Source organism: Salinispora mooreana, from assembly GCF_000379065.1.
GTDB lineage: Bacteria > Actinomycetota > Actinomycetes > Mycobacteriales > Micromonosporaceae > Micromonospora > Micromonospora mooreana.
Genome location: NZ_KB900614.1, coordinates 1,451,450 through 1,473,393, shown reverse-complemented (window position 1 = coordinate 1,473,393; position 21,944 = coordinate 1,451,450). Strand labels below are relative to the sequence as shown.

The window sequence follows — 21,944 nt, the reverse complement described above, 5'->3', positions numbered from 1 at the left end:
AATCAGAGCATCTTTCTCCTGCCCTCCCAGCTGGTCCAATGCAGATCGGATTGACGGTTTCGCGGTGCTGGCTGGCTCGCGAGTGTACGGGTGTCGACGGTATACAAGCTCGTTCCGCAGCCAGTTTCCTGCCATGGTAAACCCCACTCCCCACCGCCCGGCCGGTCGGAACTAGGAAGCGCACGAACCCACTCGACTACCGAATTAGGAAGCATGGGTAATCTAACCCTGCGGCGGATCGCTTCACTCAAGCCGGGGAGTGACATCCTGCCTCACGCTACTTGCGCCGGACCGAACCGTATCACCCTCGCAGGAGGGCGGCCAACTCTGGAGGAATGGTTCGCCGCGCCGCCGCGCCAGGTTGCCGGCCCCCGTTTACCCCCCGAAAACCCCTGCACAGGGCTGACTATCGGCGACAAACGTTGATCATCGGATGGCGGCGTTTGTGCAGCTCAACGCCAAGATCTGATGGCTAGTGCCTCGTCTTTGAACGTTGATCGGGTAATGCGTCGGTTCTGAGGATGGATCAGGCAAACTGTCTCCCAGTGCTCGTGTGGGAGGTGGTGGCCGGTGGGTAGAAGGCCGGAAGTGTTCGTCCGGCAGGTGTCGATGGCCGAGGGCCAGCGGTTGCAGCAGATCAGCCGGACGGCAAAGGATCCGGTGAAGCTGCGGCGGGCGATCGTGGTGCTGATGTCGGCTCAAGGCCAGCCGGCGCCGGACATCGCTCACCTACTCAGGGCCAGCGAGGACTACGTCCGCGATGTGATCCACGCGTTCAACGAGCGGGGGTTCGACGCGCTGAACCCAAAATGGAGCGGGGGCGCACCGAGACGGATCGATGAGCAGACCCGCGACTGGATCTGCGTCATCGCCCGGTGTGACCCCCGTTTCCTCGGCCAGCCACTCTCGGGCTGGTCCCTGGCCAAACTGCGCGACTACCTCACCGCCACCGGCTACGTCACCACGATCAGCGTCGAGACCGTGCGCCGTGTCCTGCACGAACGTGGCGTGTCATGGCAGGCCACCAAGACCTGGAAAGCCAGCACCGACCCCGACTTCACCACCAAGATGCGCCGGATCCTTCACCTCTACGACCATCCCCCGCCGGGCGGGCGTGTGCGGTGCGTCGACGAGTTCGGACCGCTGAACCTGCAACCCCGCCCCGGCCGGGCCTGGCGACCCCAGGGGCACCCCGTGCGACTACGCGCTACCTACCACCGCGACCAGGGCGTACGGCACATGATCGCCGCCCTCGACCTGGCCACCGGAAGGCTGCACTACCGCATCCGTGACCGTAAACGCTGGCGCGAGTTCCTGACCTTCCTGACGACCCTACGCGCCCGCCGGCCCGACCAGAAGCTGTACCTGATCTGCGACAACTTCTCCCCACACAAACACCCCGAGGTCCGCGCCTGGTGCGCCACCAACCACGTCGAGTTGGTGTTCCTACCGACGTACGCGTCCTGGCTGAACTGGATCGAAGCCGAGTTCGCCGCCGTGCGCTACTTCGCCCTGGGCGGCACCGACCACCGCACCCACACAGAGCAGGACACCGCGATCGGCACCTACATCCGCTGGCGCAACCAACGCGCCCAACCGAAGACCGGTTTCGCGACCAACTCCAAGATCCGCCACCCGGATTACCCGTTCAAGGCTGCATGACGAGGCACTAGCTACAAGCTGGGGATCGTCGCGTCCGGTAACAGAAGGTTAGGGGTTCGAATCCCTTCGGGCGCGCAAGATCGTGAAGGGTCTGAGCTGCGGAAACGCGGATCAGGCCCTTTGTGCTGTGTGGCCTGTGTGGATGGTGGGTGTCACGTGGGTGCGATGTGGGTGCCAGCCCTGACGGCGGGTTCTTCTCACCTTTGACGGTCCTGACCTGCGCCTGCGACGCCACGCCTGAGGCGGCTGGGGTCGGAGCACCTGATTTCGGTCGGCGAGCGGGGCGATTCTTCCTCGCCATGTGCTTAATCTTCTTACGGGTGCGGCGGGCGGCGGCGAGGACGAGGTGGGCGGTGGCGTCGGCGCAGTGCCGTTGCACCTCGGGCAGGACGCTGGTGTAGGTGTCGGCGGTGATCACGATGCTGGAGTGGCCAAGGAGATCTTGCAGAGTCTTCAGGTCAGCGCCGGCCTCGTGCGCGAGAGACGCAGCGCCGTGGCGCAGGTCGTGCAACCTGACTGGTGGTAGCCCGGCGCGTTGGACGAGTTTCCGGAACCGGGTCGTGGCGTAATTCGGATTGATCGGTAGCCCGTCGGTCCGGGTGAACACGTATCCAGTGTCGGTCCACGGTGTGCCGTCTGCGGCGGCCTTAGCCTTGTCGTCGAGTTGACGGCGGCGATGCGCGCGCAGAACCGCGACGGTGTGTTTGTCCAAGGCGACAGCGCGGCGGCCAGCGGGGGTCTTCGGGGCACCTTCGACCACGGCGTAGCCGGCGGTGGTGCGGCTACGTTCGATAGTGAGCACACCGTAATCGAGGTCGATGTCGAGCCATCGCAGTCCGCATGTCTCACCGCGGCGGAGGCCGCGTAGAGCGGTGAGCCACCAGAACGCGAACAACGAGTCGTCGCCGACGGCGCCGAGGAACTCGGCGAGTTGCTCGGCGGTCCAGACCGCCACCGGTGGCCGGTCGCCCGTGCGTTCCCACTGTTCGACGCGGGTACCGGTCCACACCTTCGCGTGGGGTTGCTGGTAGCCGCTGACCTCGATGTGCCGAGCCGGGTTACCGTCGATCAATCCTTCACGGACGGCGAGGTTGAGCGCGGCACGCAGGGTGGTACGCAGGTGCTGCATCGCCGACGCCGATTACGGTCGGCCCTTGCTGTTGGTGGTGGCGGCGATCTGGTCGAAGACGGTACGCAGGAGTCGGGCGTCGAGGTCGGCCAGCCGGTAGCAGCCGAGGTGAGGGATGAGAACGTTGTCGACATCGCGGGTGTAATGCAAACGGGTTGTGGGTCGGATCCTGGTCCGGCTATCGAGCCATGCCGCGGGCTTGTAGGGAGATCTGTGTAACGGATTGAGATGAATATCCGTTATGGCTGGTAGGAGTCGGTCGACACAGATAGGACAAGTGTGGTGACGATGTCGATGATCAACCCGCAGAGGCAGGACCTCCCGATTGACGACGGCGAGGTGCGTGGGCTGCGGGAACAGGCCCTCACGGATGCGCCGAGGCTGCCTCTGGCCGCCCCGGTGCTCGACGAGCAGGCGGCAAAGCAGGCCGCGCGGAAGGCGGTCGCGGACCTGGTCGACGAGCAGGTGATGGACGCCGTTCTGGCGCAGATCAAGGGCGACGGGCTGCGGTTGACGGGGCCGGGTGGATTCTTGTCGGAGTTGGTCAAAGCCGTGCTGGAGCGGGGGTTGCGGGCGGAGTTGACCGAGCATCTGGGCTACGCGGCGCATGATCCGACGGGTAAGGGTTCGGGGAACTCGCGTAACGGGCACACGCCGAAGACGGTGCAGACCGAGGTCGGACCTGTCGAGGTGCGGGTGCCGAGGGATCGGGCGGGAACGTTTACCCCGGTGCTGCTGCCGAAGAACACCCGCCGCCTCGGTGGGCTCTCGGACGTGGTGATCTCCTTGTACGCCGGTGGGATGACGGTGCGCGATATCTCGCATCACCTGCACCGGGTGTACGGCACCGAGGTCGGTCCGGACACCATCTCCACCATCACCGACGAGGTCCTCGACGAGGTGAAGGCTTGGCAGACCCGCCCCCTGGACGAGGGGCGGTTTCTATCGGTGATTGCGAACGCCCCGGAAGGAGAGCGTTCGGATGCCGAAGTACGCCCCCAACAAGATGCCGAGCTCGGTGAAGAAGCGGTACTTTGAGTTACTCAGGGAGGGCTACAAGGGTGCGGCGGCGGCTCGGGTGGTGGGGGTCTCCGCCAGCTGTGGTTCGAACTGGTTCATCGATGCTGGAAGCATGATCGTCCCCGACGCCGGCCCGGTATCGCCGCGCTTGCTGACTCAGAACGACCGCATCGCGATCGCCGACGGACTCCAGGCCAAGCAGACCGTCAAGGAGATCGCCGCGTCGATCGGGAAGAGCTTTCAGACCGTCTACCGCGAGCTCAAGCGCAACGCGAAGCCGGACGGCAGCTACCACCCCTGGTGGGCCCACAACCAGTCCCTGCTGCGGCGCCGCCGTCCCAAGGAGGAGAAGATCCGCGGCAGCGAGCCGCTGCGGACACTCGTGCGCGAGAAGCTCACCGAAAAGTGGTCGCCACAGCAGATCGCGCGTTACCTGGCCCGCGAGTACGCGAATGACCTGGCGATGCGGGCCTGTCCGGAGACGATCTACCGGGCCCTGTTCGCCGGCCTCCTCGGCTGCCGCGAGGCCAAGCTCCGCACCGGCCGCACCCGCCGCAAGAAGCAGCGCCGTGGTGTCCCCACACCCAACAAGATCAAGAACATGACGCTCATCCACGAGCGGCCCATCGAGGTCAACGACCGTGCTATCCCCGGGCATTGGGAAGGGGACCTGATCATCGGTCGCGGCCAGGGCTCTGCGATCGGCACCCTCGTCGAGCGCACGACACGCTACGTGCACCTGATCCACCTGCCGCACGGCTGGAAGGCCCCGCAGGTCCGCGACGCGCTCATCACGCAGACCGCGCACATCCCGCCCCAGTTGCGGCGGACGCTGACCTGGGATCAGGGCCGTGAGCTGACCCTGCACGAGGACATCGAGGCGCTGACCGGGTTTCGGATCTACTTCTGTGACCCACACTCACCCTGGCAGCGCGGCACGAACGAGAACACCAACGGCCTACTGCGGCAGTACTTTCCCAAAGGCACCAACCTGTCCATCCACACTGCACGACACCTCCGTGAGGTCGCACGTCAGCTCAACCAGCGCCCCCGACTCGTCCTTGGCGACAGGACCCCAGCCGAGGTCATGCGAGAATGCCTCACAGGCCCATTGACCAGGTGATTCGCAACCACTGATAGAAACCGCCAGGTGTACCCGATCGCCTACGTCGACGCGCTGATGGTGAAGGTCCGCGACGGCGGCACGGTGCGCAACAAGGCCTGCTATCTGGTCGTCGGTGTCGGCGTCGACGGGGTCAAACACGTCCTCGGGATCTGGGTCCAGCAGACCGAGGGCGCCAAGTTCTGGATGCAGGTCTGCACCGAACTGCGTAACCGAGGCGTACGAGATGTCCTCATCGCCTGCTGCGACGGCCTGACCGGCCTACCCGAGGCGATCGAGGCCGTGTGGCCGCACACCACCGTGCAAACCTGCGTGGTGCACCTGATCCGGGCGGCGACGCGGTTCGTGTCCTACAAGGGGGGCGCCAGCATGTCCCTGTCGCTGACATCCGTTAATGTCAACGTTGCGGGTGCCGAAAAATCCCGTCCGCGCTGGTCATGCGGCGTTCTCGTATTCGTGGAGGAGCGGCTGTGGGAACCGCGTTGCCGCGAGGTGGCCGGTTCGTGACCTGGATGTTTGCCGTCGGCTTCCGCTTGGCCGAGGCCGGAGCACCTGTTTTCGGTCTCGCCGGGGTGGGGCGCTCGTGGCGGGTCTGCGGTCGGGTCGGTTCTTGCGGGCGCTGGCTTTGATTTTTGCGGATGCGGCTCAACTGGGCAGGGTTTCGATCGGCTGGCCGGTGACCGTGGCGATGAGGTCGAAATCCTTGTCGACGGCCAAGACGGTCAGTCCGGTCTTTTCGGCGGTTGCGGCGATCAGCAGGTCGGGGATTGACGGGGCACGGTGTTGGCCGCGGTCGGCGAGCAGCATCTGCACTTCCAACGCCCGGTCCTCGATTGCGGGTGTGAGGTGTTCGACCGGCATCAGTGACAGCGGTGGGGCAGCGAACTGTCGGCGTCCCACTTCTCCGGAGCGCGCCGAGTAGCCGAGTTCGAGGCGCGTGATGGTGGAGAGCCGAACGAGGCCTCGGCTGATGCGCGAGCTCCACTCGTCGCGGTTCGCCGTTTGACCAAGTTGAAGGCGTACGTACCCGGACTTGTCGATCAGCCAGCTCGTCATCGCCACGCGGCCTCCATCACCGTAGGGTCGGCGAGGTCGGCGAAGGCCTCTGCGGACCGTTGCCAATCCTCGGTGGTGACCGTCCGGTCGCTGGCAGGGCTGATGTTCTCCTCGAACTTGCGGCGTAGGTACTCGTTGCGGGACAGCCCGAGGCTGGCGGCTGTGGCGTCGATGCGGTCCACGGCTTGTTGACTGAGATCACGGACGAGGATGTTGGGCATCTAGCACCTCCCTTGAGCGGCGATATCACGATATCATGCCGGCGATGACGCGAACGCGGATCCGGAGCGGCTGCCGCACATGCCTCGTTGGTCTACGGACGGGTTGAGCTGCCGCGGCTGGCACGAGCCCACGGTCGCCTGCCGTGATGGTGCTCCGTTGGTGCTCGGATGTCCGGTACTTGATCGGCACAAACCGATCGGAATCGGCATCGGACGCCTCGCTCGCCCGACCATTTTACGCGTGATCTTGACCCTGCGGGTGCCGAAAATCTCGTCCGTCCTGGTCACGACCTTCTTGATCGCTGAGATCAGAACTCGGCTGTAGCCGTGACCCCGCTCGACCGAACGTGGCGGGGTAATCGACGTTCAACGGTGCGCGAAAGATGTCCTGTTGTGCTGCTTCGACTGGCCTATCTCGGTGTGACCAACGCACTCGCGCTCCTGCGGCTGCTGCCGATGAGCGACCGGGACAAGGATGCCGAGATCCTCGCGCTCCGCCACCAGGTCATGGTCCTCGAACGGCAGCTGCACGGCGAACGGGTGCGGTTCACCCGGGCTGACCGCGCCTGGCTGGCCGCTCTGCTACCACCGGCTCCCCCGCGACGTCCTGCGCGACCGGCGGCTGCTGGTCCGCCCGGAGACCGTGCTGCACTGGCACCGTGACCAGATCGCCCGCCGGCACGCCAAGATCTCCCGACCTCAGCGGGCCGGCCGGCCACGAACCGTGCGGTCAATCCGCCGGATGGTGCTACGCCTGGCCCGCGAAAACACCCAACTGGGGATACCGCCGCATCCACGGCGAACTCCTCGTCCTGGGTTGTGAAGGTCGCCGCCTCCACCGTCTGGGAGATCCTGCAGCAGGCCGGCATCGACCCGGCACCCAGCGCACCGCCACCACCTGGGCGACATTCCTGCGCTCCCAGGCACACGCCATCATCGCCGCCGATTTCTTCGACACCACGACACTGACCGGCACCCGCCGGTGCATCCTGGCGGTCATCGACCACGCCACCCGCCAGGTCCGCATCCTCGGCGCCACCGCTGACACACACCTAAACGTTCGTCGATGCGACCGACTCGGTGGGCTCCTCCACGAATACGAGAACGCCGCCTGACCAGCGCGCGGACGGGATTTTCGGCACCCGCAGGGTCCCAGCGGTGGGCTGCTGTCTCACGTCACGCGCCAGGAACGGTTACGGACACGTCGGCGACCTCCATGTCACGGGGCGACATGAGCGCTGCCAGCACGGTCCGGGCCACGCTGCGCGGCTGGATGTACGCGTCCGCCACGTACTGGGCGCCCTCCTGTCGACGTATGGCCTGCTGCATCTCGGTGGCTGTCCTGCCGGGGTAGACGCTCGTCACGCGAATCCCGTGCGGGCCCTCCTCCGCGCGCAACGCCTGCGCGAGCGCGCGGGCCGCGTGTTTGCTCGCGGAGTATGCGCCCCACCCGGGGCTGGTGCGAAGGCCCTGACCGGAGTTGACGAAGACCACCTGACCGCGAGCAGTCCGGAGCGCAGGCAACAGACAGCGGGTGAGCTCAGCCGGGCCTGCCACGTTGACTTTGTACTGTTCCATCCAACTTTCGGCATCGGAGTCGGCGATGGCGCCCAGCTGGGCCAGACCCGCGCTGTGCACGAGACCGTCGATGGGGCGGTCTCCGGTGGCCAGGGGGGATCCGTGAGCGGCGATGCCCTCCACGTCCAGCAAATCGAGAACAAGGGTCTCGCATCCGCCCAATCGCCCGGCCGCTGCGTCGAGACGCCCGCGGTGGCTACCCACCAAGACCAGGTGATGCCCCTCCTCATGCAGCAGTTCCGCGACGGCTCCGCCGATGCCGCCGGTGGCCCCGGTAATCACATATCTGCTCATCAGGACTCCGTCAGCCGAAGAAGTGGACGCGGTCGATGAGGCCGGCCCGCACCCGGTACGCCACCAGCACACGGATAGGCTCATCGGCCAGCCCGTGTGCCATCTCATGGTCGATCACCCAGTCACCTTCCGCCATACGGGCCGCAATCTCCGCGCGGCACCGTCCTTCGGAGAACTGATCGGCGTACGCGTCACGGAGGGCTTCCCGCCCGATGATCTGCGATCCGTCGCGGCGGTCGATCCTCACGTCGACCGCATAGGTGTTGACAAAGGCTTCGAGGTCATGGGTGTTGTAGGCGTCAAGCTGACGTTCGACGATCGTGCTGGGCTCGTTCATAGCGATTACCACTTCCGTTGCTGCGTCTGTCCTTCCTCAGGGACATGCCAGATGCTTCCAGAGGAAGTCCGCCAACATCCCAGGTGGCCCTTGGCTAGGCCCCAGGGCAACGCCGGGACACCGGGTGTTCGGGTGAGTGGTCGCGGAGGAAGTACCGAGAGCAGGGTGCTGACCGCCTGCGGACACTCGCCGTAGAGCATGTGGCCAGAACCTACCTCAGCGATGGTGAGACGGTCACCGGGAACCTCCCGGCAGGCGGGGAACTCCGGGCGCATGAAGCCCGGACAACCACCGACGCAGCCACTCCGCACTCGACTGCCTCAGCACCGCCGACTACGAGTAGACCCTCGCACTGACTACGCTGCGTCTGATCGCGGCATGACCCGGTGTCCACATCCCGAGGGGAACCTCGTGCCGCGTGGATATCCAGAAGCCGCGCCGGATGGGTGTGGCGATGTAACCCATGACGTAATCCGGCCAGAGTGGAATGCCGTACGCCACAGCGCGCAACTAGTCATTGTCAAGACTGCCCGTCGGGGCTACTCTGAGCCCGGACTTGACAGTGACTAGATTCGGAGCTCCCCATGGCAACCCCCGTTCTTCTTGTCGCACTGGCCGTCCTGTACGGCCTCGGAGTGCTGGGCGTGCGCCGATTCGCGACCTGGCCTTCGGCCGCTGCGCACGCCCTAGCGATCATGCTGTTCATGACCGCCACAGCCCACTTCGTGCCGGGTGGTGTCACCGTCATGCCGACCCACGACGACCTGGTGGCGATGGTGCCGCCTCTGGTGCCGTTTCCATCCCTGGTGGTCTACCTCACCGGCGTGCTGGAAGTCCTCGGCGCACTCGGCCTCATCATCACCCGCACTCGCCGTGCTGCCGGATATTGCCTCGCGTTGCTGTTCGTCGTTCTACTCCCTGGGAACATCTACGCGGCCGTCGCTGAAGTCCCGTTCGCAGGCGGACAGCCGTCTCCGCTGTGGCAGCGCATCCCCGAACAGGTTCTCTACATCGGCGCGGCACTGTGGGCCACGCGCGGCGCATCGCCGCTGCACTCCAGGAGAGGGGCTGAGCTGACGGCTGATCAACCGATCACGAGAGAGACGCCACGCTGATCACGACCGGGGCGATCATGGGACAGCCGGCCAACGGTTCGGCGATGAGCTCGGCAAGCCAACCCGCCGACGGCTGGGCCACCGTCCGGTGCTGCTCACCCCAGACCGCGGCTGCGGCGCCCGCGCCGCATGTCCAGTTCCGCTGGCGCGGTCGCCCACTGCTGCTGAGCTGCTCGGGCCAGGTCAGGGCTGGCATGTCCGATCGCCTCCACCGCCGTGAGGATCGTCCACACCTGGGGCAGCCACGCCTGTCCGGCGAAGGCGGCCGCCGGCGGGTGGGCGTCGAGGTCCGTCCAGGCCGGGACGGGGAACGGTGGGTGCGTGCAGCAGAACGGGATGTCAGGGGCGGGTATGGAGCCGACCGGGTGGGCCTGGCATGGTCGAGGCATGCAGTCTCGGTCGGTGTTGAATCGTTCGGTGATTGTCGCGGCGGGGCGGCGCCTGGCCGAGTTGCACGGAGTGGGTGCAGTGTCGATGCGGCGGGTGGCGGCAGAACTGGGTTGCTCACCGATGGGGCTGTACCGGCATGTGTCGGACAAACGTGAACTGCTTGTCCTGGTCTTGGACGACGTAGCGGCCGGGATGCCGGTGACGGTGCCGGATGGTCCGCCTGCTGAGCGGGTGTTCGGCCTCTTCGACGCACTCCGTGAGTATCTTGGCGGGTTCCCATGGGTGGTGGACGTGCTGCGTGAAGGCGAGCTGTTTGCGCCGCGGGCGCTGCTTTTCACCGAGGCTGTCCTTGAGGCGCTTGCGGTCGGCGGTCTGGATGAGCGGGAAGCCCTGACGGTGTACACCGCGCTGTGGCACTACACGATGGGCAATTTGGCGACGGTGTATCCGAAAGATCCGGTGGTGCGTGCCGGGCGTGAGGAATTGGCGCGGCGGGCGCCGTTGGCGGAGTTACCGCGGGTGCGGGCGATCCAGTCGCTGCTGGAGGGGCTCGATGCCGAGGCTGTCTATGCCGTCGGTCTCGCCGCTCTGATCCGGGGTGCGCTGCCTCGGTGACCTAAGGCGTGTTTCATAAGTCCGGTCAGAGCCATTCGCAGATGATGGTGATGGTCAGGACGGCCTGGAACCGGACAGCCAACTTGTCGTAACGGGTGGCTACGCCGCGGTGGCGCTTGAGTCGGGCGATGCCGTTCTCGACGGCGTGTCGCATCCGGTAGAGGTCGGGGTCGAACTTCGGTGGGCGTCCGCCGCGGCTGCCCTTGGCTTTGCGGTGGACGTCTTGGTCTTTCTTGCTGGGGATGCATGCCTTGATGCCGCGTTTGCGTAGGTAGACGCGGTTACCGTGGCTGGTGTAGGCCTTGTCGGCCAGGACGAGGTCGGGGCTGGTGCGGGGCCGTCCCACCCCGAGACGGGTCACCTTGATACGGCGCAGGACCGGGATGAACTGCGGACTGTCACCACGATGCCCGGCGGTCACGACCATCGACAGGACCTTCTGTCCCTGCTCACAGGCCAGATGCGTCTTGGTACTCAGACCGCCGCGGGATCGTCCGAGGGCGTGATCGGCGGGTTCGTCGTGCACACCACCGGGTGGCTCTTTTTGCAGGTGGCCGTCTGCACGAGCGCCGGCGGCGTGTTGGTGGGCGCGGCTGGTCATCGAGTCCACGCTGACCAGCCAGGTGATCCGGCCTTGCGCATCGCCGGCGGCCTGCGAGGCGGCCAGGATCTTGTCCCAGGTGCCGTCGCGCTGCCAGCGACGGAACAGGCCGTAGATCGTCTGCCAGGGTCCGTACTCGGCCGGCACGTCACGCCAGGGCGACCCGATCCGGATCCGCCACCTGATCCCGTTAATGAGCTGCCGTTTGTCCCACTTCGGCGGCCGACCCTTCACCGACGCGGCCGGCAGCAGTACGGCGAGCTGCTGCCACTGAGCGTCGGTAAGGTCGTGCCGCCTCGTCACCGCTAAGGTAGCCACGAGGTCTCCGGTATGACGTTCGAGCTTGGTCGCTGAACCGTCTACCGGAGACCTCGTCAGCAATCGATCACCGACACGCCGTGACCTTCACCGGCCACCAAGACTTATGAAACACGCCTTAGACGAGTAGGTCCTAACGACCCTGGGTGGTGGAGATAGACGAAGGGTGTTGGGGACCGGTTTGTGACGACCGACCTCAACACCCTCCTGACGGCACCTTACGTGAAGATCGATGACTGGCTCGGACGGCGGCGTAGGCCCGGACGGCCACCCAGGCTCTCGGACGCCGATCTGCTCACCCTGGCCGTGGCTCAGGCCCTGCTCGGCATGCGCTCCGAAGCCCGTTGGCTGCGGTTCGTGCCAGGCGTCACGGCACGTGTCGCGCAACGCCTCCTCGCGATGACCGCCGCGATCTGGCACAACCGGGCCACCGGCCAACCCGTGACCAGGTCCCTGATCGCCTACAACCATTAGCCAGACTTCGGGCTTACTCGTCTAGGCGTCTTCTGTGAATGGCTGATCGGTAGTTCGGCCGTGCAGTCCCTTGACGTTCGCCTCAGTTTGGGTAAGCCTAACCTTGCGTACGCCGTACGCACGTACGTGGTGGAACGGAGCAGATATTGATGGCTTACCCGAGTGTTCCCGCTGAATCGCTGCTTGCCACGGCGGCGCCATCGATCCCGCGTGGCGTGCGGCTGACTGGCTCGTACGTCAGCCGACTTCTCGGCATGGGGTCCTTTTCCACCGGCTCGACCGTGATGCTCGGCGGTGCAGTCAGCACAGCCGTCGCCGGACAGGTCGGCCACCCCGCGGTGCGGGGGGCCGCTGCTGTGGTCATCACGGCGGGTATTGCGGCCAAACGGATCTGGTTCGGCTACCACTCGAACGGCTGTTCCGTGGCCACCGGCAACACAACCGGCGTGGACAGTGGGCTCCCCGCGCAGGTGCCGGCATGAGCGCGGACACGGCGACCAGAGCACCGAACACCCGCGGCCGGCGCGTTGGGCAGCAGGCAGCGGCTGATGAGGCGGCGGGTGACGTCCGGCAGGGACCTTCGGAGGCGAAGGCCCTTGCGGCGCTGCTGGCGCCGATCCGCGGCCGGCTGATCTTGGCGATCGCGCTACAGGTGATCTCGTCGGTGGCATCGCTGGTGCCGTTCGTTGCCGTGGCCGAGCTCGGCCGGGCGCTGCTGGCCGCCGGGCCGGTTGGCGAAGGCCGGATGTGGAGGATCGTTGGCTGGGCAGCCTTTGGACTGCTGTTAAGGTTCGTGACCCTGGCCGCCGCGAGTGGTATCACGCACTTCGCCGATGTGCAGTTGCAACTGCAGATCCGGCGGCGGTTGGCCGCCCATCTGGGCAGGGTGCCGCTGGGCTGGTTCACCGAGCGGTCGACCGGGCAGGTCAAGAAGGCAGTGCAGGACGACGTGGCGGCCATGCACCACCTGGTCGGGCATGCGCTGCCAGACCTTGCCGCCGCGGTTGTGACCCCCCTTGCCGCGCTCGCGTACCTGTTGTGGGTTGATTGGCGGTTGGCGCTGCTCACGCTGGTGACGGTGCCGCTGTTTATCGCCGTGTACGCGGTGATGATGAGCGGCAATCCGGAGAAGATGGATCGCTACAACGCGGCCCTGGCCCGGATCAACACCGCCGTGGTGGAGTTCGTGCAGGGCATCGCGGTGGTCAAGGCGTTCGGCCAGGCCCGGCGTGCGCACCGGCGGTTCCTGGAAGCAACCGATGACTTCGCTGACTTCTTCGGCGCCTGGGCCGCCGGGATAATCCGCGCCGAAGCGGTCGCCAGTGCCCTGGTCGCCCCGCCGGTGATGCTGCTGGTAGTGCTCGGCTGGGGCACCTGGTTCACTGCTGAGGGCTGGGCAGCGCCGGTGGACGTGCTACCGTTCGCACTGCTCGGCCTTGGCCTGACCGCGCCGGTACTGACCCTCGGACACGGGGCGGACGAGCTGCGGCTGGCCCGACAGGCCGCCGGCCGGGTTCTCGCCATCCTCGACACTCCTTCGATGCCTGAATCCGCAGCGTCGCAGACGCCGAAGAGTAACCAGGTGGAGTACCGCGGCGTCGGGTTCAGCTACGACGGCCAATCCGACGTGCTCACCGGCATCGACCTGACCCTGCAACCGGGAACGGTGACCGCGGTGGTCGGACCGTCCGGGTCAGGCAAGTCCACCCTGGCCGCGCTGCTGCCCCGCTTCCACGACGTTACCAATGGCGTGATCACCCTCGGCGGGATAGACCTGCGCGATATTCCCAGCGAAGCCCTGTACCGGCGGGTCGGTTTTGTGTTTCAGCAGGTGCAGCTCATACGAGGCACTGTCCGGGACAACATCACGTTGGCACGCCCCGACGCAACCGACGATGAGCTCCACGCGGCGGCTCGCGCGGCACAGATCCACGACCGGATCATTGCCCTGCCCGACGGCTACGACACGATTCTCGGCGTCAGCGCCCACCTGTCCGGCGGCGAGGCCCAGCGGATCTCGATCGCCCGGGCGCTGCTGGCCGACGCGCCGATCCTGGTTCTTGACGAGGCGACCGCGTTCGCCGACCCCGAGTCCGAGGCGGCGATCCAGGACGCATTGTCGACCCTGGTCGCCGGACGCACCCTGCTCGTGATCGCACACCGGTTGTCCACTGTGGTCGACGCAGATCAGATCGTCGTCCTCGACGGCGGCCGGATCGTCGAACACGGCCGGCATACCGACCTGGTCGCCGCCCGCGGCCAGTACGCGTCGCTGTGGCAGGCCCACGAGCGCACCGGCCGCTGGGCGCCACGCACCGAAACCCCTCAGACCCTGGAGGTGACGACATGATCGGCTTGTTGGGTCGGGTCCTCGGCCCCGACTACGCCCGGCCACTGCGCCTGCACGTGACCGCACTCGTTGTCTACAGCGTGCTACAGGCCGTCGCGTTCGCCCTCCTCGTCCCGGTGCTGAGGGCATTGCTCTCTGGTGACACGAGTGCGGCATGGCAGTGGCTGAGCATTCTCGCGGTCGTCGTGGTCGCGACCGCAGCCGCCTACTATGTACAGGCGCAACTGGGCTACCGGGTCGGTATGGCCCTATCCCGGGCGGTGCACCATCGCACCGGAGACCACCTCGCCGCCCTGCCCCTGGGCTGGTTCACCGGTGAGAAGGTCGGCCGTGTGGCCCGCCTGAGCAGCCAGGGCGTCGTCGACATCATGGGCGTTCCGGCACATCTGCTGCAGCCGGTAGTATCCGCCATGGTCACTCCGGCCACGGTTGTGGCGATCCTGGCCGTGTTCGACTGGCGCCTCGCGGCGGCGAGTCTGCTCACCGTTCCTGTGCTGATCCTCGTGTACCGGTGGGCCGGTAACCTCATCGCCGCGAGCGACCACGCCGTTGACGCCGCCGGCGCCGAAGCCGCCGCTCGGGTCGTCGAGTATGCCCAGACCCAGGCGGTGCTGCGCGCCCACGGCCGAGCCCGGGACGGCTTCGCGCACCTCGACGCCGCCCTGAGCGAGCAGGCCCACGCCGGCCGCGCCCAGCTTAACCGCGCCGTTCCCGGCCGGGCCGCGTTCGCACTCACCGTCCAGGTCGCCGTCACCGCCGTGCTCACCGTCGGCACCGCTCTCGCCCTTGGCGGCAACGTTGACGTGGCCGAACTGATCGCCCTGCTCGTGTTGGTCATCCGATTCGCCGAACCCCTCGTCGTCGCCGCCGACCTCGGCGGGGCGCTACGTGTCGCCCGCAACTCCCTGTCCCGTATCGACGAACTACTGCGAACACCGACTATGCCCGAACCCGCCACCGCCTTGGACGGTCACCCCGACAACGGCAGTATCGCCCTCGAGCGCGTCAGCTTCGGCTATGACAGCGACCGGCCCGTCCTGCATGACGTCAGCCTGCACGTACCGCCCCACACGATGACCGCCCTGGTCGGCGTGTCGGGCTCCGGCAAGACCACCATCACCCGGCTCGTCGCCCGCTTCCACGACGTGACCTCTGGCACGGTCAAGGTCGGCGGCAGCGATGTGCGCGAGCAAACCACCGAACAGCTCATGGCGCAACTGTCGCTGGTGTTCCAGGAGGTCTACCTGTTTGACGGCACGATCGCCGACAACATCCGCACCGGCCGCCCGGAAGCCACCGACACCGACGTCGAAGCAGCCGGCCGCCTCGCGCGAGTTGACGAGATCGTCGACCGCCTGCCCGACGGCTACCACACCCGCGTCGGAGAAGGCGGCACCCGACTGTCCGGGGGCGAACGCCAACGCATCGCCCTCGCCCGCGCCATCCTCAAAGACGCCCCGATCGTTCTGCTCGACGAGGCTACCTCCGCCCTCGACCCAGCCAACGAAGTCGCCATCCAGGACGCCCTCACCGCGCTCACCACCCACAAGACCTTGCTCGTCATCGCCCACCGGCTGCAGACGGTTCGGGCCGCCGACCAGATCATCGTCCTCGACCAGGGCCGAATCGCCGAATACGGCACGCACGACCAACTGATGGCCGCAGGCGGACGCTACGCGGCCTTCTGGCACGATCGGCAACGCACCAGTGGATGGCGTCTCTCTACCACCGCCACACCCACGTCGGCGGCGGCCGGTACGGCCGGTACCTGATCATGCCTATCTGGCCGGCGACGCCCGGCTTCCGCACTGTTCGCCGGTATGGCCCGTCGGTCGCCTCTGTCGATATCTCTTACGCCGGATCTGCGCACCACCGGCTCGCGAAGATGAGCCGGGGCGAGTGGTTCCGGTGGCTCCGCGCGATGGAGGCCGCCGCGGGGCTGCGGGAGCACGGCGGTTCGTGCTGCACATCGACCACACCGTCGCGACGGGTGCACGGTCCGGGCTCGCTGCGCCGTGAAGACCTCGCCCCAGCGGCCGAAGGGGTGCGTTGATCGGTCTGCCCCGGAGATGAAGGCTCGCAGCCCTTCGCTGATCATCGGAGCGTCCAGATCGGATGGTCACACGTGAAGAGCTGCGAGCATGGGCGACGATACGACCCGGCTGCTGGGCCGCGACGGCCTGGTCGCCGATCGGGTCGAGCTGCACCCGGACGGTTCCCCGTCGTTCACCTGTCCACCGATGACGAGCTGTTACTTCCAGTCCCCGCGTACGCGCTACGGCCGGAGACACCGCGCCGCTACGATCATCTCCAACTGGGTGGCGTGCTCGTCCTGATGCCCGGGGAGAAATCGAAGGATCTCGCCCAGGCTGATCGGGGCGCCGTTAGGCCTGCGGCCGGTCACAGCCCAGGTGGCGGACGGGCAGGCGCGGACGGCGTGTCGGAGGTCTTGTTGGGCTGCGGCGAGATCGTCGCGTAGCTCCCCCCAGTCCACGGCGGCATAGGTGGCGACCCGATCGGCATCCAGCGGGTCGAAGCTCGACAGGCTGATATCCGGTCGGCCGCTGGACAGGAGCCGAATCCGCTCGGTGAAGATCAGGGCGCTGTCGCGCAGATGGCCGGCGATCTCTCGGGCGGTCCAGCCCAGTTCCCCGCTGTAGTCGCGAAAGTGTCCTGTGGCTATGAGCCGAGCCTGCTCGGTCGGGTGCAGGGTGGCACGCTCACCCGCTGCGGTGAGCATCTTCAGCACGGTCTCGACCCGGCGCTGATGCCGGGCGAGTTCGTCGACGAGCACCCTCCGCGACTGGGGTTCCTGGCTGTCGGCGGGGGTGGGCCCGACCACGGCAACGGCGATGTCATGCGCGGTGGCCGATCGCAATGCGCAGGCCAGAGAGCGGCCGGCGTCGACGTCGGTGAGTCGTGGCAGGCCCTCGACGAGATCTGTGTCGTTGACCCCGGAGCTGATGATGATTCGGCCGTCCGGAGGGTGGGGCAAGCGGGCCATACATTCGGGTAGGCGGGCGCTGATGAGGTCCGTCGTCTGCGCCCGGATGCCAAGGTTGTACAGGGTGAGATCGATGCCACGATCGGCGGCGAGTGGCATGAGCCGGCCGACCCAGCCATTCTGCTCGGGGTCACCCACGCCGAGGACCAACGAGTCGCCGAGAACGCAGACCCGTAGCGGTGGGTGAGGTGTTGGGTGATGAGTGTTGATCATTCTCTGATCCCTTCCGGATGCCTCGCGCGGCTATCAAATCCTGGTCGCCGACAGGAAGGGGAGTGGCAGGAACGCCACACTGCGATAGTTTCTTGCCATGACCGTACGGCGACACCGAGTGGTAGCGATCGCCCACGAGCACATGTCGCTGTTCGAACTGGCCGCCGTTGCTGAGGTGTTTGGGCTAAGCCGGGAGGACGTGGCAAGTCCGTGGTACGACTTCGAGGTGTGCGCGCCCCGCAGTGCCGTGCCGGTACGCAACGCCCCTCACCTGCTTCTTCAGACCTCCGCCGACCTTGCGGCGCTTGCCACTGCCGATACGGTCGTCGTCGCCGGATGGCATCCGGTCGATCATGACCCGTCCGCGGAGGTTGTCGACGCAGTCCATCAAGCCTGGCGGCGGGGCGCGCGGGTCGCCTCCATCTGCGGCGGCGCATTCGTCCTCGCAGCCGCGAAACTCCTGGACGGGCGCGAGGCCACCACACACTGGCGCTACGCGGCGGAGTTCCGCCGCAGGCATCCCACCGTACGTTTGACCCCCGATGTGCTTTACATCGACCACGGCGACGTGGCAACGTCCGCCGGCACGGCGGCCGGCATCGACCTTTGCCTCCACCTGCTCCGCAACGACCTTGGCGGCGCGGCAGCCAACGAGGTTGCTCGGCGGATGGTCGTCCCGGCCCACCGAGGAGGTGGGCAATCCCAATTCGTTGACCGGCCGGTTGCGCCCGATCCGTTTGATCCGATCGCTCCACTACTGGACTGGATGACCGCACATCTGGATCGGCACCTCACTCTCAGTGAGTTAGCGCAACAAGCCGCAGTCAGCCAGCGGACACTAGCCCGGCGCTTCGCGCTGGCAACGGGATCCACGCCCACACAGTGGCTTCTGGAGCAGCGCCTCTTTGAGACGCGACGGCTCCTGGAGTGCAGCGATCTGACCGTCGAATCGATCGCCGCCCGCACCGGCCTCGGCTCCGCGGTCAACCTACGGCGACACTTCCGGCGACGCTTCGACACCACACCTGCGGCCTACCGAGCGGCCTTCCACACGCTTGCGACGGCCGGGCCCGCGCTGGTGTCAACGACCGGACCTCGGTAGTGCCCGCTAGTAGTGCTTGCTCAGGTTGGGACGAGTTGGTGGCAGAGTGGGCAGAACCCCACTGGGGTCCGCGTCGGATCACCCGGCCGGCGATCCGCACCCGCAGGGCGAGGAAGCGCCCGGACATCCCCGACGGGCCGATCCGGAGCGCGCGTCGGATATGGGCCGAGTCGAGGCTCTCCAGGAACAGCGCCACGCCGCCCTCGGCAGTGATCACTCCCGCGCGGTCCCGGTCGACGGGCGCGCACCGCTCGGCGACCAGCGCCCCGAGCCGGTTCCAGATCCGGCCCACCGTCGGACAGCCCAGACTCGGCCACCATCGACGCCCACGACCAGTGCGTGGCATCGGTCTGCGGCCAGATCCCCAGCTCCACAGCAATATCCTGATCGGACGCACCTTCCGCGCAGGCCAGTACGATCCGGTGCCGTAGCGGTGAGCGCCGGGGGCCTGTTGCAGGGCCGCGTCCCGAACGGTGATGTGGTCGGCGTGTGGTGTTCGACCCGGCCCGGCCGGCGCGCATCAACCCCGACAGGGCCTCACGGGCGTTGTCCAGGAAGCAGCACAGTGGGTGGTAGCCGAAGCGATGGGCACCTGCGTGTCCGGACACACGTCCGTCCACACTGACAATGACCGTCAAACGCGTTCCGGTAGCCTGCACCCGGCACGCACCCTCCGTGACGGACGATCAGGCCTTGGACAAGCCAGGTCATCCAAGATCAGAAGGCGCTTCCTTATGTTCGATCATGGACCAGGCGGCTCCTTAACGAAGGGCCCAGGCTAGGAGGACCCACCATGCTGGAACTGATCGACATCACCAAGATCTACACCAAGGGCAAACGCGCCGTGGACGGCATGACCCTTCGGATGCAGCCCGGGATGCTGGGCCTGCTCGGGCCGAACGGCGCGGGCAAGTCGTCACTGATGCGGATCGCCGCGACCGTCACCAAGCCGACTTCCGGGAAGGTGCTGTTCAACGGCACCGACGTGGTGGCCAAGCCGGACCTGCTGCGCCAGGCCCTCGGATACCTCCCGCAGGACTTCGGCGTCTACCCGAACCTGACCTCCCGGGAGTTCCTGCGCTACCTGGCTGCCGCCAAAGGACTGTCCGCCAAAACGGCCACAGCGCGCATCGACGAGTTGCTCGCGATGGTCAACCTCACTGAGGCGCTCAAACGGCCGCTCGGCAAGTACTCGGGCGGCATGCTGCGCCGGGTCGGCATCGCCCAGGCCCTGCTCTCCGACCCGCAAGTGATTATCGTGGATGAGCCGACCGCCGGGCTGGACCCGGAGGAACGGGTCCGCTTCCGCAATCTGCTCAGTGATCTCGCCGCCGACCGGGTGGTGATGCTCTCCACCCACATCGTGTCGGACGTCGAGTCGGTCGCCTCCGACATCGCCATCGTCTCGCAGGGCCGGCTGCTGCGCCGCGACAGCCCCGAGGAGCTGCTCCGCCAGGTGGAGGGGCACGTCTGGGAGCTCGTCGTGCCGTCCAGCCAGGTCTCGGTGCTCCAAGACCAATTCGTGATCAGCCGGCTGGTTCGCACCACCGAAGGCGTACGGGTCCGACTGCTCTCCCCCGAGTCGCCGGGTCCGGAATCGGTTTCGGCCGCTCCCAACCTCGAGGACGCGTACCTGGCAGTGATCAACCAGGCTTCCGGTCAGTACGTGGAAGAGCGGGCGGTGCGCCGATGAGGGTCGCGACGATCGGCGGACTGGCCGTCGCCGATTTCAAGGACCGGGTACGCCGCCCCGCCTACGCGGTCATCCTGCTGGCCGCCGTCGGCCTGGGTTACGTCGCTGCGCCGGCCAGCGACGCGCGCTGGGCGGTGATGTACATCGGCCACCACCGCGGCGAGTACAACTCGGCGTACATCGGGACGCTGATCGCGCTGACCAGCGCGTTGTGGCTCACTCTCGGCGGGTTCTACGTGGTGCGCAACGCGATCAGCCGGGACGAGAGCACCGGCGTCGGCCAGCTGCTCGCCGCCACGCCGTTGCGTTCGGTCGACTATCTGCTCGGCAAGTTCCTCAGCAGCTGCCTGACCCTGACGTCGATGGTCGGGGTGCTGGCGATCACCGCGATGGTCCTGCAGGTGGCCCGTGGTGAGGACCGGTCGATCGATCCGATCGCGCTCCTGACCCCGTTCGTGGTGATCGCCATCCCGTTGGTCGCGTTCACAGCCGCCATGGCCCTGCTGTTCGAGAGTGTGCCGTTGCTGCGGTCAGGTCTCGGCAACATCCTGTGGTTCTTCGTCTGGCTGGTGGTCGCCATCGGCGGCCAGTCGCCGGGCGCCCCGCTCAGTGGCATCGGGGTGCACGCCGTCGCGGAATCGATGGCACGGGCGATGGCCAACCAGGGAATCGACAACTCCGAGGGTGGCTTCAGCCTCGGTCTGGTCTATCTCGACAACCCGCTGCGTACCTTCACCTGGGACGGGCTGGACCTGACCGCGGGCTACCTCGGTGGACGGCTCTCGATGATCGTGCTCGCGATGCTGCTGGCCGTGGTGCCGGCCCTGTGGTTCGCGCGGTTCGACCCGTCCCGCGGCCACGGTCCGGTGCCGGGCAACGCGGTGGACCCGGTCGGACCGGCGGTCGAGGGTCCGGACCTCCCGATGGCGGTGGTGCCGTCCGCCGCCGGTCGGCCGGCGACCACCACGGCGGCCGCCAGCGTGGCCATCCTTCCCGCCAAGGGGGTGCGGCGGCCTGGCGGGTACCTGCGGCTACTCACCGGCGAGTTCCGGATCCTGATCCAGGGAGTGTCGCGCTGGTGGTGGCTGGGGGCACTGCTGATCACGGTGCTCGGCCTCACCCTGCCCTTCGACGGGGTGATCCTGGCTATCCTGCCGCTGAGCTGGGTCTGGCCGATGCTGGTCTGGTCCCGCCTGGGCACGCAGCGGTACGAGTACGGCGTGGACGCGATCCTCGGGGCGTACCCGTGGGCGCGGCGGAGGCTACTCGCCGAGTGGGCTGCCGGTGTGGTGCTCACCGCCTTGGTCGGCATCGCCCCGGCCATACGGATGCTGGCCGCGGCGGACGCGCCCGGCCTGGCCGCCTGGGCCGCCGGCGCGCTCTTCATTCCGTCGCTGGCACTGGCCCTGGGCGTGCTGAGCCGTACCCACCGGTTGTTCCAGGCGATCTTCGTGATGTGGTGGTACGCCGCGATCAACGACATCGCGTTCCTGGACTTCATGGGCACCGCCCGCGTCGACGGCGTCCCGGCCGGGCCGAGTCCCGCGCTGTTCGTCGGCGCCGCCGTGGTCCTGGTCGGTCTCGCTCTCGTGGTCGGCAGTGCTCGCCGTAACGCGCGTACATGATCGGAGCCCATAGCACCCGGCCAG

Annotated in this window: 24 protein-coding genes and 3 pseudogenes; 16 read left to right on the top strand and 11 right to left on the bottom strand. The window is 67.1% G+C overall.

The genetic code is table 11. The features are described from left to right. Positions 1-570: 570 nt before the first annotated feature. Positions 571-1,662 (top strand): IS630 family transposase, encoded by a 1,092-nt coding sequence (locus tag SALPAC6_RS0107055; protein WP_223874424.1) that lies wholly within the window; start codon positions 571-573, stop codon positions 1,660-1,662. A 7-nt stretch (positions 1,663-1,669) separates the two neighbouring features. Here SALPAC6_RS0107055 and SALPAC6_RS25455 read toward each other — a convergent pair whose 3' ends face one another. Together SALPAC6_RS25455 and SALPAC6_RS31165 are read right to left on the bottom strand one after the other, a co-directional pair. Further along, the gene (locus tag SALPAC6_RS25455; RefSeq protein WP_018252721.1) at positions 1,670-2,791 is read right to left on the bottom strand and encodes a site-specific integrase; all 1,122 of its coding nucleotides are present in this window, start codon (positions 2,789-2,791) and stop codon (positions 1,670-1,672) included. A gap of 12 nt (positions 2,792-2,803) precedes the next feature. Beyond that, positions 2,804-2,941: a hypothetical protein gene (locus SALPAC6_RS31165; RefSeq protein ID WP_018252720.1), complete on the bottom strand. Its 138-nt coding sequence runs from the start codon at positions 2,939-2,941 to the stop codon at positions 2,804-2,806. A gap of 318 nt (positions 2,942-3,259) precedes the next feature. Here SALPAC6_RS31165 and SALPAC6_RS30690 point away from each other — a divergent pair, with 318 nt between their 5' ends. The 3 genes and pseudogenes from SALPAC6_RS30690 to SALPAC6_RS0107035 form a co-directional block, all read left to right on the top strand. After that, complete coding sequence (locus SALPAC6_RS30690) at positions 3,260-3,829, top strand: transposase (RefSeq protein WP_450097618.1); 570 nt, start codon at positions 3,260-3,262, stop codon at positions 3,827-3,829. Then, the gene (locus SALPAC6_RS0107040) at positions 3,774-4,934 is read left to right on the top strand and encodes an IS30 family transposase (protein ID WP_018253839.1); all 1,161 of its coding nucleotides are present in this window, start codon (positions 3,774-3,776) and stop codon (positions 4,932-4,934) included. The genes SALPAC6_RS30690 and SALPAC6_RS0107040 overlap by 56 nt, the downstream gene beginning before the upstream one ends. 27 nt (positions 4,935-4,961) lie before the next feature. Then, positions 4,962-5,327, top strand: a pseudogene (locus SALPAC6_RS0107035) (transposase); the annotation flags it as partial. Positions 5,328-5,579: 252 nt separating this feature from the next. On the opposite strand, the gene SALPAC6_RS0107030 reads toward SALPAC6_RS0107035, so the two are convergent. Both SALPAC6_RS0107030 and vapB read right to left on the bottom strand, forming a co-directional pair. Further along, complete coding sequence (locus SALPAC6_RS0107030; protein WP_223874363.1) at positions 5,580-5,990, bottom strand: PIN domain nuclease; 411 nt, start codon at positions 5,988-5,990, stop codon at positions 5,580-5,582. Beyond that, complete coding sequence (gene vapB, locus SALPAC6_RS0107025) at positions 5,987-6,211, bottom strand: type II toxin-antitoxin system VapB family antitoxin (protein ID WP_018252715.1); 225 nt, start codon at positions 6,209-6,211, stop codon at positions 5,987-5,989. The genes SALPAC6_RS0107030 and vapB overlap by 4 nt, the downstream gene beginning before the upstream one ends. A gap of 393 nt (positions 6,212-6,604) precedes the next feature. Between vapB and SALPAC6_RS29975 the strand changes: the two genes are divergently transcribed. Next, the gene (locus tag SALPAC6_RS29975; RefSeq protein ID WP_223874362.1) at positions 6,605-6,874 is read left to right on the top strand and encodes a hypothetical protein; all 270 of its coding nucleotides are present in this window, start codon (positions 6,605-6,607) and stop codon (positions 6,872-6,874) included. Further along, the gene (locus tag SALPAC6_RS29970; protein WP_223874361.1) at positions 6,871-7,326 is read left to right on the top strand and encodes a hypothetical protein; all 456 of its coding nucleotides are present in this window, start codon (positions 6,871-6,873) and stop codon (positions 7,324-7,326) included. The genes SALPAC6_RS29975 and SALPAC6_RS29970 overlap by 4 nt, the downstream gene beginning before the upstream one ends. 61 nt (positions 7,327-7,387) lie before the next feature. On the opposite strand, the gene SALPAC6_RS0107010 is transcribed toward SALPAC6_RS29970, so the two are convergent. Both SALPAC6_RS0107010 and SALPAC6_RS0107005 read right to left on the bottom strand, forming a co-directional pair. Further along, positions 7,388-8,086, bottom strand: a complete 699-nt coding sequence (locus tag SALPAC6_RS0107010; RefSeq protein ID WP_026189387.1) for an SDR family oxidoreductase — start codon at positions 8,084-8,086, stop codon at positions 7,388-7,390. Positions 8,087-8,093: 7 nt separating this feature from the next. Next, positions 8,094-8,432: a nuclear transport factor 2 family protein gene (locus SALPAC6_RS0107005; protein WP_026189386.1), complete on the bottom strand. Its 339-nt coding sequence runs from the start codon at positions 8,430-8,432 to the stop codon at positions 8,094-8,096. A 572-nt stretch (positions 8,433-9,004) separates the two neighbouring features. Between SALPAC6_RS0107005 and SALPAC6_RS0107000 the strand changes: the two genes are divergently transcribed. Continuing rightward, positions 9,005-9,535, top strand: coding sequence for a DoxX family protein (locus SALPAC6_RS0107000; protein ID WP_018252711.1), 531 nt, complete (start codon positions 9,005-9,007; stop codon positions 9,533-9,535). Here SALPAC6_RS0107000 and SALPAC6_RS30940 read toward each other — a convergent pair. Both SALPAC6_RS30940 and SALPAC6_RS27340 read right to left on the bottom strand, forming a co-directional pair. After that, the gene (locus SALPAC6_RS30940; protein ID WP_018252710.1) at positions 9,513-9,731 is read right to left on the bottom strand and encodes a hypothetical protein; all 219 of its coding nucleotides are present in this window, start codon (positions 9,729-9,731) and stop codon (positions 9,513-9,515) included. The two genes, SALPAC6_RS0107000 and SALPAC6_RS30940, sit on opposite strands and share 23 nt — an antisense overlap. Then, the gene (locus SALPAC6_RS27340) at positions 9,631-9,924 is read right to left on the bottom strand and encodes a hypothetical protein (RefSeq protein ID WP_223874360.1); all 294 of its coding nucleotides are present in this window, start codon (positions 9,922-9,924) and stop codon (positions 9,631-9,633) included. Before SALPAC6_RS27340 ends, SALPAC6_RS30940 begins: the two co-directional genes overlap by 101 nt. Here SALPAC6_RS27340 and SALPAC6_RS0106990 point away from each other — a divergent pair. Next, on the top strand, positions 9,872-10,540 hold the full coding sequence (locus SALPAC6_RS0106990; protein ID WP_317888984.1) for a TetR/AcrR family transcriptional regulator: 669 nt from the start codon (positions 9,872-9,874) through the stop codon (positions 10,538-10,540). The two genes, SALPAC6_RS27340 and SALPAC6_RS0106990, sit on opposite strands and share 53 nt — an antisense overlap. 25 nt (positions 10,541-10,565) lie before the next feature. Here the strand turns inward: SALPAC6_RS0106990 and SALPAC6_RS0106985 are convergent, their stop codons facing one another. Continuing rightward, a complete protein-coding gene (locus tag SALPAC6_RS0106985; RefSeq protein ID WP_026189385.1) occupies positions 10,566-11,459 on the bottom strand; it encodes an IS5 family transposase in 894 nt (297 codons plus the stop codon). A 183-nt stretch (positions 11,460-11,642) separates the two neighbouring features. Between SALPAC6_RS0106985 and SALPAC6_RS31380 the strand changes: the two are divergent. The 5 genes and pseudogenes from SALPAC6_RS31380 to SALPAC6_RS0106960 all read left to right on the top strand — a co-directional run. Continuing rightward, positions 11,643-11,822: pseudogene (locus tag SALPAC6_RS31380) on the top strand (hypothetical protein); the annotation flags it as partial. Positions 11,823-12,082: 260 nt separating this feature from the next. Then, positions 12,083-12,415, top strand: a complete 333-nt coding sequence (locus SALPAC6_RS0106975) for a hypothetical protein (RefSeq protein WP_080636012.1) — start codon at positions 12,083-12,085, stop codon at positions 12,413-12,415. After that, a complete protein-coding gene (locus SALPAC6_RS0106970) occupies positions 12,412-14,283 on the top strand; it encodes an ABC transporter ATP-binding protein (protein WP_018252705.1) in 1,872 nt (623 codons plus the stop codon). Before SALPAC6_RS0106975 ends, SALPAC6_RS0106970 begins: the two co-directional genes overlap by 4 nt. Next, complete coding sequence (locus SALPAC6_RS0106965; RefSeq protein ID WP_018252704.1) at positions 14,280-16,055, top strand: ABC transporter ATP-binding protein; 1,776 nt, start codon at positions 14,280-14,282, stop codon at positions 16,053-16,055. Before SALPAC6_RS0106970 ends, SALPAC6_RS0106965 begins: the two co-directional genes overlap by 4 nt. 2 nt (positions 16,056-16,057) lie before the next feature. Beyond that, positions 16,058-16,336, top strand: a complete 279-nt coding sequence (locus SALPAC6_RS0106960; protein ID WP_162561501.1) for a hypothetical protein — start codon at positions 16,058-16,060, stop codon at positions 16,334-16,336. A 222-nt stretch (positions 16,337-16,558) separates the two neighbouring features. On the opposite strand, the gene SALPAC6_RS26870 is transcribed toward SALPAC6_RS0106960, so the two are convergent. Then, the gene (locus SALPAC6_RS26870) at positions 16,559-17,500 is read right to left on the bottom strand and encodes a DinB family protein (protein ID WP_018252702.1); all 942 of its coding nucleotides are present in this window, start codon (positions 17,498-17,500) and stop codon (positions 16,559-16,561) included. Between the two features lie 97 nt (positions 17,501-17,597). Here SALPAC6_RS26870 and SALPAC6_RS25440 point away from each other — a divergent pair, with 97 nt between their 5' ends. Beyond that, positions 17,598-18,602, top strand: a complete 1,005-nt coding sequence (locus SALPAC6_RS25440) for a helix-turn-helix domain-containing protein (RefSeq protein WP_018252701.1) — start codon at positions 17,598-17,600, stop codon at positions 18,600-18,602. Between the two features lie 421 nt (positions 18,603-19,023). Here SALPAC6_RS25440 and SALPAC6_RS28870 read toward each other — a convergent pair. Beyond that, a pseudogene (locus tag SALPAC6_RS28870) lies at positions 19,024-19,183 on the bottom strand (IS1380 family transposase); the annotation flags it as partial. 212 nt (positions 19,184-19,395) lie between these two features. On the opposite strand from SALPAC6_RS28870, the gene SALPAC6_RS0106945 reads away from it, so the two are divergent. Together SALPAC6_RS0106945 and SALPAC6_RS0106940 are read left to right on the top strand one after the other, a co-directional pair. After that, positions 19,396-20,295, top strand: coding sequence for an ABC transporter ATP-binding protein (locus SALPAC6_RS0106945; RefSeq protein WP_018252700.1), 900 nt, complete (start codon positions 19,396-19,398; stop codon positions 20,293-20,295). Next, complete coding sequence (locus SALPAC6_RS0106940; protein ID WP_018252699.1) at positions 20,292-21,920, top strand: ABC transporter permease; 1,629 nt, start codon at positions 20,292-20,294, stop codon at positions 21,918-21,920. The genes SALPAC6_RS0106945 and SALPAC6_RS0106940 overlap by 4 nt, the downstream gene beginning before the upstream one ends. Positions 21,921-21,944 lie beyond the last annotated feature (24 nt).